The organism is Methylomonas sp. BG-2, assembly GCF_057766305.1.
Genome location: NZ_JBYMAP010000156.1, coordinates 1 through 9,686, shown reverse-complemented (window position 1 = coordinate 9,686; position 9,686 = coordinate 1). Strand labels below are relative to the sequence as shown.

At 59.3% G+C, this 9,686-nt stretch carries 5 protein-coding genes and 1 pseudogene; 4 read left to right on the top strand and 2 right to left on the bottom strand.

Translation table 11 applies throughout. The features are described 5' to 3' along the window. The 4 genes and pseudogenes from AC3B8H_RS14685 to AC3B8H_RS14670 all read left to right on the top strand — a co-directional run. Nucleotides 1-1,159 (top strand): annotated as a pseudogene (locus AC3B8H_RS14685) (hypothetical protein); the annotation flags it as partial. 175 nt (nt 1,160-1,334) lie between these two features. Next, nucleotides 1,335-3,476: a peptidase domain-containing ABC transporter gene (locus tag AC3B8H_RS14680; protein ID WP_488442292.1), complete on the top strand. Its 2,142-nt coding sequence runs from the start codon at nt 1,335-1,337 to the stop codon at nt 3,474-3,476. Next, a complete protein-coding gene (locus AC3B8H_RS14675) occupies nt 3,473-4,816 on the top strand; it encodes an HlyD family type I secretion periplasmic adaptor subunit (RefSeq protein WP_488442291.1) in 1,344 nt (447 codons plus the stop codon). The genes AC3B8H_RS14680 and AC3B8H_RS14675 overlap by 4 nt, the downstream gene beginning before the upstream one ends. A 26-nt stretch (nt 4,817-4,842) precedes the next feature. Then, the gene (locus AC3B8H_RS14670; protein WP_488442290.1) at nt 4,843-6,588 is read left to right on the top strand and encodes an O-linked N-acetylglucosamine transferase, SPINDLY family protein; all 1,746 of its coding nucleotides are present in this window, start codon (nt 4,843-4,845) and stop codon (nt 6,586-6,588) included. Nucleotides 6,589-8,004: 1,416 nt separating this feature from the next. On the opposite strand, the gene AC3B8H_RS14665 is transcribed toward AC3B8H_RS14670, so the two are convergent. Together AC3B8H_RS14665 and AC3B8H_RS14660 are read right to left on the bottom strand one after the other, a co-directional pair. Then, complete coding sequence (locus AC3B8H_RS14665; RefSeq protein WP_488442289.1) at nt 8,005-8,550, bottom strand: hypothetical protein; 546 nt, start codon at nt 8,548-8,550, stop codon at nt 8,005-8,007. Nucleotides 8,551-8,649: 99 nt separating this feature from the next. After that, a partial coding sequence (locus AC3B8H_RS14660; RefSeq protein WP_488442288.1) for an ATP-binding domain-containing protein occupies nt 8,650-9,686 on the bottom strand: 1,037 nt, incomplete at its 5' end.

Genomic DNA, 9,686 nt, shown 5'->3' with positions numbered 1-9,686 from the left:
GCAGGTGCGAGCCTTGACTACCGCGCAGGTCGTAAGCCTAGAAACTGCCGACTTGGCCGCGTTTACCACCGCTCAAGTCGTTGCTCTCGCGACGAATCAGATCGTTGCATTGACGACCGCGCAGGTGGTTGGCATGGAAACGGCGGATGTGGCTGCATTGACCACCAGCCAATTCATCAAACTGGAGACTGCAGATATTCAGGCACTGTCTACCGCTCAGATTTTCGGTTTAACGACCGCTCAGGTTTGCGCAATGACCGACGCCCAAGAGCTTGCGTTGACGACGGCACAATTGAACGCGATGACCACCGCGCAAATGAATGCATTGTTTACGACACCGTTGGTGCTGGATGTGAATGGCGACGGTATCTCGACTTTAAGTCGAGCGGCCGGCGTCAGCTTCGATATCGACGCAGACGGCCACCAGGAAACGGTCGGCTGGGTTGGTGGCGGCGACGGCTTGCTCGCGATCGATACCAATCAGGACGGGGTCATCAATGACGGTTCGGAATTGTTCGGGTCTGCGACTCGACTAGCGGACGGTCAAACCGCCAGCGACGGCTACGCCGCGTTGCGAGCGCTGGATAGCAATCAAGACGGTTGGATTAGCGCCGACGATAGTGCTTTCAGCGAATTGCGGGTCTGGACCGACAACAATGCCGACGGCTTAAGCCAAGCCGGCGAGTTGCATAGCTTGACCGAGCTTGGCATCAGCCGGTTGGGAGTGAATGCCGAGACCGCCTCCACGCTGGATAACGGGAACTGGATAGGTTTGACTTCGAGTTACGAAACCGTGGACGGCGACAACCGGGCGATGGTGGATGTCTGGTTTGCGAAGAGTGATCAGGCCAATCCGGAAGACAGTTTGAGAGCCAACGTCAATCGGCTGGCGCAAGCCATCAACAGCTTCGCCGACACCGACAGCGGCCGATCGCTGCCGGCGACGCCAGGGCTGCCGAACGGCTCGGATGACGCCGCCGCCAACCCGACAGCGCTCGCGACGCTGGCACTCGCCGATACGCTGAAGCAATTCGACGCCAACGGCAACCCGCTGACGTTAGCAGCAACGCCGTCGCAAACGGCGAGTACCGGCTTGACGCCGTCGCTGCCCGGCCTCGACGATCCAGCCGGCGGCTATCTCGCCAGCAAAGGCAAATAAGCGCTTCACATTTCAACGCCAGGCATCGGGGGTCCGCTCCCGGTGCCTTTTTTATGTCGTTTACTCTGTTTGACTTTGGGCGATCGGCCTTGCATTTCCATAATGTCCGACTGCCCGAGTTTTCCAGTTATCATGCCGGATTTGGCGTATAGCATTAGCGCGTATCACACACTACATGGCTGACAAGTTTCAACATTCGGTTATCCAATGTTTGACCGCGATTGCCCAGCATCACGGCATACAGATCAATCCGGAGCGGCTGATCGACGAATATGCGCTGGAGGCCAGGGAACCGAACGCGGCGATGTTGCAGCGGATAGCTAGCGATATTGGATTAAAAATCAAGATCGCCCGCTTAAGTTGGCAAACGCTGCTAGCGCAAACCGGCGTGTTTCCGATCATGGCGAGATTGCGCAATGGCGGCGCGGTTATCGTGGTGGGCGTTAAAAAAGACGCGCCGGAACAGGTGGCGATCCTCGATCCGCTGGCCGGCGACGCGGCCGTGACCTATCTGGAGCGCGAGCAGTGGTGGGAGCGCTGGTCCGGCGAAGTGGTGTTTTTAAAACGCCACCATGCGCTCGGCGATCCGAATCAGCCGTTTGGTCTACGCTGGTTCATTCCGGAAATCCTGAAGCAAAAGGCTGCATTTCGCGACATCGCCGTGGCCGCGTTCGCGATGCATTTCCTGGGGCTTGCCTCCCCGATCTTCTTTCAGTTGGTCATCGACAAAGTGCTGGTTCACCAAAGCCTGTCCACGCTCTGGGTGTTGGGCATCGGCGTGATGCTCGCCTTGGTGTTCGATTCGATATTCGGCTATCTTCGCCAGTTACTGACCTTGGCGGCCACCAACAAAATCGACATGCGCCTGACCCGGCGCGCCTTCGCGCAGCTGTTGTCGCTGCCGATCGATTATTTCGAGACCACGACCGCCGGCGTCATCACTCGCCACATGCATCAGCTGGAAGGCATACGCCAGTTTCTGACCGGGCGGCTGTTCTTTACCGCGCTGGACGTGTTGGCGCTGCTGATATTTCTGCCGATTTTGTTCGCCTATTCGGTCAAACTGGCGCTGATCGTGTTGGGCTTTTCGGTGGTGATCGCGGCGATCATCGCAATCCTGCTGCCCAGCTACCGGCGCCGGCTGGATGCCTTGTACAGCGCCGAGGGCAAGCGCCAAGCCTTGTTGGTCGAAACCATACACGGCATGCGTACCGTCAAGGCGCTGGCGATCGAACCGATGCAGCGGCGGATCTGGGACCAATTTTCCGCGCAATCCATCACGATGCATTTTCGGGTCGGCAAGTTGTCGATCGCCGGCGGCACCATCACCGATTTCCTGGGCAAGCTGTTGCCGATCGTGATTATCGTCATTGGCGCTCAGGACGTATTCGATCAAAGCTTGTCGGTCGGCGCGCTGATCGCGTTCCAAATGCTGTCCAGCCGGGTCAGCTCGCCGTTGCTGCAAATCGTCGGCTTGATCAACGAGTACCAACAAACGGCGCTGTCGGTGCGGATGCTCGGCGAGATCATGAACCGCGCCCCGGAAGGCCGGTCCGGCGCCGGCGGCTTGCGGCCGCAACTGGCCGGCGCCATCGCCTTCGACGCGGTGGCGTTTCGTTATCCGGGGTCCAGCGTCGCGGCGCTGGATAGAGCCAGCTTCACGATCCCGGCCGGCAAAGTGATCGGCATTGTCGGCCGGAGCGGTTCCGGCAAGACCACGCTGACCAAGTTGATCCAGGGTTTGTACCCGGTACAGGAAGGCATCATTCGTTTCGACGGCGTGGACATGCGCGAAATCGATTTGTCGCATTTGCGGCGCCAAATCGGCGTGGTGCTGCAGGAGAATTTCTTGTTTCGCGGCAGCGTCCGCGAAAACATTTCGGTGACCCAGCCCGGCGCCAGTTTCGAAGATATTGTCGCGGTGGCGCAGGCGGCCGGCGCCGACGAGTTCATCGAACGCCTGCCGCAGGGTTACGACACCTTGCTGGAAGAGAACGCCGCCAATCTTAGCGGCGGACAAAAACAGCGTTTGTCGATCGCCCGGGCCTTGCTGTCGCGGCCGCGGATTCTGATCCTCGACGAAGCCGCCAGCGCGCTGGACCCGGAGAGCGAGGCGATCTTCATCCGCAATCTGTCGCGCATCGCCGTCGGCCGTACCGTGATTATGATTTCCCACCGCTTGTCCACGCTGGTCAACGCCCACGCGATCTTAGTGATGCAGCAAGGCAAATTAGTGGACAGCGGCCGCCACCAAGACTTGTTAAGCCGCTGCGATACCTATCGGCAACTATGGAACCAACAAACCAGCCATCTGTGAAACCCGGCGTTCCGAATAAACGCGCCGCCGACGAACTGGCGGTGGATTTTTTACCGGATGCCGACGAAATCGAGCGCAGTCCGTTGCCGCGCCAGGCCCGCGCGACGCTGTACGTGCTGCTGGCGGCTTTGGTGGGCTTTTTGCTGTGGGCAATTTACTCGGACGTCGATCGCGTCGTGGTCGCCCGCGGCCGTTTGGTCACGCCGCTGCCCAATATCGTGGTGCAGCCGCTGGAAACCTCGATCATCGCCAGCCTGGACGTGCGGGTCGGCCAGATCGTCCACAAGGGCCAGCAATTGGCCACCTTGGACCCGACCTTCGCCGAAGCCGATCAGGCCCAGTTGCGCATCCGTCTGGACAGTTTGAATACCCAAGTGCAACGTCTGAACGCCGAACTGTCCGGGGCCAAGCCGGCCGACGCGGAATCGGACACGGCCGACCGGCAATTGCAGGCGCAACTGGACGCCGAGCGTAAAGCCAATTACCAGGCTCAGCAAAAGCAGCTCTCCGAAAAAATTCAACAACTGCACGCCGGAATCACCACCAATCTGCGTGACCAGCAGGCGCTATCGGCGCGGGTCAAGCCGCTGCTGGAGATCGAGGAAATGCAGAACAATTTGGTCAACCGCCATTACGGCGCGCGCGTGCAAATGCTGGAAGCCCAGGAAAAGCGCATGGAAGTCGAGCGCGATTTGCAGTTGGCCAAAAACAAGGAACAAGAGCTGAAGCGGGAATTGGCGGCCTTGGAAGCGGAAAAAGCCGCCTTCGATAAAGGCTGGCGACAAAAAACCATGGAAGATTTGCTGGCGACTCAGCGCGAGCGCGACGAAGTCAACGAACAGCTGCAAAAAGCCGAAAAGCGCCACAAATTGGTCACGCTGGTATCGCCGGCCGAAGCCGTCGTGCTGGATATCGCAAAATTATCGCTGAGTTCGGTGGCCAAGGCCGCCGAACCGCTGTTTACGCTGGTGCCGTTGGAGGCGAATTTGGAAGCCGAAGTCGAGATCGACTCGCTGGATGTCGGCTACGTCAAACCGGGCGATCTGGCCAGGCTGAAACTGGACGCCTATCCCTTTCAACTGCACGGCACCTTGGATGCCACGGTGCGCACGTTGAGCGAGGATGCGTTTCGCCGCGAATCGGCCGGCCCCGGCATGGAGGCTTATTACTCCAGTCGCTTGGCCTTGGGCAACGGCCGCTTGAAGAACCTGCCCGGCCAAGCCAGATTGTTGCCGGGCATGACCGTCAGCGCCGAAATCGTGGTCGGCAAGCGCTCGGTGATTTCTTACCTGCTCTGGCCGCTGACCAAGGCGCTGGACGAATCGATACAAGAACCCTGATGGCACACAACACAAGCAATGGAACCATGAAAGCAACGACTTTGGTAGAGGTCATGGCGCAAGCCGACGCGTTGGCGAAGAGCGGCGACAACGCCGCCGCGATCGCCTGTTATACCGATTGGCTGGCTTTACCCGACGCCGAGCCGCAACTGCGCCACTTGGCGCTGTTCAATCTCGGCAGTTTGTTGCGCCATTCCGGACAGATCGAGCAGGCGATCGCCGCCTATCAAGAGGCCTTGCGGCTAAGGCCGGATTTTTATCAGGCGGCGGTGAATTTGGGTTTGGCGCTGGAGGCTCAGGGCAACCAGGCCGGGGCGATGGCGACTTGGCTGCAGGGCCTGCAACCGGTAGAGGGCCAGACCCTGCTGCTGAACCACGCCGGCCGGCTGCATGAGGTCAACCGCAATTTCGACGAAGCCGAGGCCTTGCTGGGGCGCAGTCTGGCGGCGATGCCGGATCAGCCGGACGTGATGCAGCATTATCTGCATATTCGCCAGAAAAAATGCCAATGGCCGGTATTCAACGGCGTGGCCAGCATTCCGCGGAGCACCTTGCAACAAAATGTCGGACCGCTGGGCTTGCTGGCCTCGACCGACGATCCGGCCCTGCAACTGGCGGCGATCAGCGCCTGGGTCGAGCGCAAGGTGCCTCGGAATCTGCCCAGACTGGCTCCGCTCGACGGTTATCGGCACGACAAACTGCGGATCGGCTATTTGTCCTGCGACTTTCGCTGGCACGCGGTCAGCATTTTGACCGCCGAATTGCTGGAACTGCACGATAGAGAGCGCTTCGAAGTCTACGGCATCGATTTCAGTCCCGAAGACGGCGGCACCATGCGCCAGCGCATGCTGGCGGCTTTTGATCGGCATCTGCCTATCCATGCGCTGTCCGACGAAGAGGCGGCGCAAACCATCCGCCGCCACGAAATCGACGTGTTGATCGACCTGACCGGCTTGACCGCCGGCGCCCGCCCCGGCATCGTGGCGTATAAGCCGGCGCCGGTGCAGATTTCGTATCTGGGTTACGTCGGCAGCTGCGGCATGGCCGAGATCGATTACATCCTGGCCGACCGTTACGTATTCCCGGAAGCGCTGGCCCGCTACTATTTCGAGAAGCCCTTGTATTTGCCCGAGGTCTACCAAGCCAACGACAGCCGACGCCAGATTGCCGATACGCCGAGCCGGGCGTCCTGCGGCCTGCCGGACGAGGCCTTCGTTTTTTGCTCGTTCAACGGCAGCTACAAAATCACCGAGGCGGTGTTTTCGGTCTGGATGAACATCCTGCGGCGAGTGCCGAACGGCGTGCTGTGGTTGGCGATCGACATCCCGGCCGCGCGCGGCAATCTGGCCGCCGAGGCGATCAAGCGCGGCGTCGATGCCGACCGGCTGGTGTTCGCCGATAAAGCCGCCCCGTCCGAGTACCTGGCCCGCTACCGGGCGGCCGATCTATTGCTGGACACCAATCCCTACAACGCAGGCACCACCGCCAGCGATGCGCTGTGGGCCGGCTTGCCGGTGCTGACCTGCTCCGGCAAGACCTTCGCGTCGCGGATGGCCGGCAGCTTGTTACACGCGGTCGGCCTGCCGGAATTGATTACCACCAACTGGCTGGATTACGAAAATCGGGCGGTGGCGCTGGCATCCGAACCGGCGACCTTGCAAGGCTATCGAGAACGCTTGCAAACCCAGGGCCGAAGTTCCGCGCTATTCGACACCGGCCGTTTCGTCAAAAACTTCGAAGCGACGATAGCCGGAGTATTCGACGGCCGTTGACTGGGATAATCCTAAAAAGAGCCGTTGACGCGTATTGCGAGCTGTTCGTGCTCGACTTGTCAGGCGCTCCGGTCGGCCAAGCCTCAAAAGATACACGATACCCAAAATATCGCCCCCAATTTACCGCGAAGCGGTGGACCAAACTAGGCGCATGGCGTACCTTGCCAGGCATTCCAATCGGCAAGGCCTCGAAAGGTACGCGGTGCGTACCCTACGCGGCTCTCCCCTGATGCCGCGCCGAGCACCGGAGGGTTCGAGCGGTTGTGCCCGACAGGGTCGCGGCGGGGAAGCCGGGCGTTTTCGGCGGGCTAGGACAGCCCTTCCGAAAACCCCGCTTGAACCCGCAGACGCGCAGGACAAATCGGCAGGATAGCCGATTTGCATGCGATAGCACCCGAAGGGTGAGGCACATGAATGTGCCGCGTGATTCAAGCGGCATGGGGTGGCATTTTCTTTGGATACTTTCTTTTGGCTGAAAATCGCTCCTGCATTTTCGGCATTCGCTACATCCCTGTAGCTTGCCAAACAAAAGGAAGTATCGCGGTAGCCGGTCCGCGAACCGGCGGTAAATCAGGCCTCGCGATAGCGAAACAATATTTATCGCAGTTTTAAATTCCGCGTGGGCACAAAAACCGTGCGCACCCTACGCAATCCGGCGGGACGGGGTTTATCCCCTGGTGCCGCGCCGAGCACCGGAGGGTTCGAGCGGAAATTGCCCAACAGGGGCGCGGCAGGGATGCCGCGCGTTTTCGGAGGACTAGGACAGCCCTTCCGAAAACCCCACTCGAACCCGCAGGCGCGCAGGATCAAAGCGGCATGGGGTGGCATTTTCTTTGGATACTTTCTTTTGGCCGAAAATCGCTCCTGCATTTTCGGCATTCGCTACATCCCTGTAGCTTGCCAAACAAAAGGAAGTATCGCGGTAGCCGGTACGCGAACCGGCGGTCAATCAGGCCTCGCGAAAGCGAAACAATATTTATCGCAGTTTTAAATTCCGCGTGGGCACAAAAACCGTGCGCACCCTACGCTGCCGGATGGTTTTATCCCCTGATGCCGCGCCGAGCACCGGAGGGTTCGAGCGGAAATTGCCCAACAGGGGCGCGGCAGGGATGCCGCGCGTTTTCGGAGGGCTAGGACAGCCCTTCCGAAAACCCCGCTCAAACCCGCAGGCGCGCAGGAAACAAGCGGCATGGGGTGGCCTTTTCTTTGGATACTTTCTTTTGGCCACGCAAAAGAAAGTATCGCGGTTGCCGGTCCGCGAACCGGCGGAAATCAGGCCTCGCGAAAGCGAAACGGTTACAACAAAAGTTGGTTCCGGTTGGTAAAACCTTAAAAGGTACGCGATGCGTACCTTATTGGACGTTCAAATTGGCAAAGCCACAAAAGGTACGCAGTACGTACGCGTACCCTAGGAGACTAGTTATGTTTGACATACCGCTTCCACAGCTCCTCGACGTCAATTCCAATGCCATAGAAGTTCGGCTTTAGGGCGAAGACGGGGGTTTTCGTTTGTTTGGCGGATTCCAACGTCTGGTACGCAATCTCGACATATGTGTTGTTCTTCTTAATTCGGCTCTCGAAACCGGAGACTAACCCTTCTTCAATCTGTCTCGGAAAATCGCTGATTAGTGTCTCAACAATCGGTTTTACTGCAACCATGTACGCGGCCTTCAACTGATCCCGTTGCTCGAAGGACTTCGTTTGGAACAACGTCTTTGCGGCTGTAATGGTGTCCAGTTCCTTGCACAAGCTACTATGGGAAACAATGAACTCTTTTAGAAAATCACAACGCAGAGCAAACTCCGCGCCAAAGAATTCCGCCAGGGCATGAAGGGTCATGGAAGAGTTCAGCACGCCACGGGCCTTCATCGCGCCTTTCTCCCTCGTTACCGCCTGTTGAATACCCATATCTCGCTCTGAAAACTCAAGTGTGGAGATTTCCTCTAAGTAATGTTTGAGCATAGGTCCTCGATCACCTCAGAAAAACATAAAAAGTGATTAAATAGTTTCCATATATCATCCCGAAAATCCCCAAGCCACACAAGCCACACAACCCACCACCTACCCCGCCCAATACTCAATCTCCGCCAACACCACCTCCCACCGCTCACACCGCAAATCACCCGAATCCCCCGGCTTCCACAGCCGAGCCAAAACACCGGCAACACGAACGGCTACAACAGTTCCGGTCGGAGGAACAAAGGCTTGCGCCATCCGGGTAACAACAGTGCCGTTGGCGTCGGCTAGTTCCCAACCGGGCTTACCGTCGCCGCGCTGACGCAGGGTCAGCGGATCGCCGTAGTCCAGGGCGGCGATGGTGCGGTGAATGGGATGGTGGGGAGCGAAGTAGCCGGGCCAAGACAAGACCACGTGTTCCGGACCGGCCTGCCAGCGACGTTGCCGGGCCTCCGGCAGGTCGCCGATTGCTTCGACGGTGCAGGTCAGGCATAGCGGCGCGCAGTCGGCGGCGAAGGCGTGGCGGCCGCCCTGGCGCTGGCACAGCGTCAGTGTCTTGCGGGAACGGGTCATTGCCACGTAGAACAAGCGGCGTTCGTCGTCGCTGCGTTGTTGCCAGCCGCCGGCGTCCAGGATCAAGACGTGGTCGAATTCCAGGCCCTTGGCGCGGTGGGCGGTCAACAATAACAGCGGCGCATGCGGGCCGTCGGCGAAATGGGTTTGGCGGCCGCTGTCGAATTCGTAGAGGGCTTCGATCAGGTCGGCGGCGACTAATCGCCTAGGTTCATTTACACCCGGTCTGCTACCTTGACGCGACTGTTGTAAAAGCCCCTCACCCTGCCCTCTGCCGGCGGGAGGTTCTATTCCCACCGTCGCGAAATCATCTGTTTGATCGGAAACGCTGACAGGCACATCGTCCGCATAACTTTCGCAATCGGCGATAAACTGCGCCAGCATCGCCCGGTACGGGTGACTGATCGTTTCGTCTATCGCTTGGCCGTATCGGCGACGAAACCAGCGGGTCAGCGCCCCCTGGCGCAGCATCAGGCGTGGCGCCCTCAGCATTCCAGAAACATCGAGTTTGCCGGCACGCGACTTGGCGCCCACTCCCACGGGCTTGCCCTGAGCGGAGCCGAAAGGCT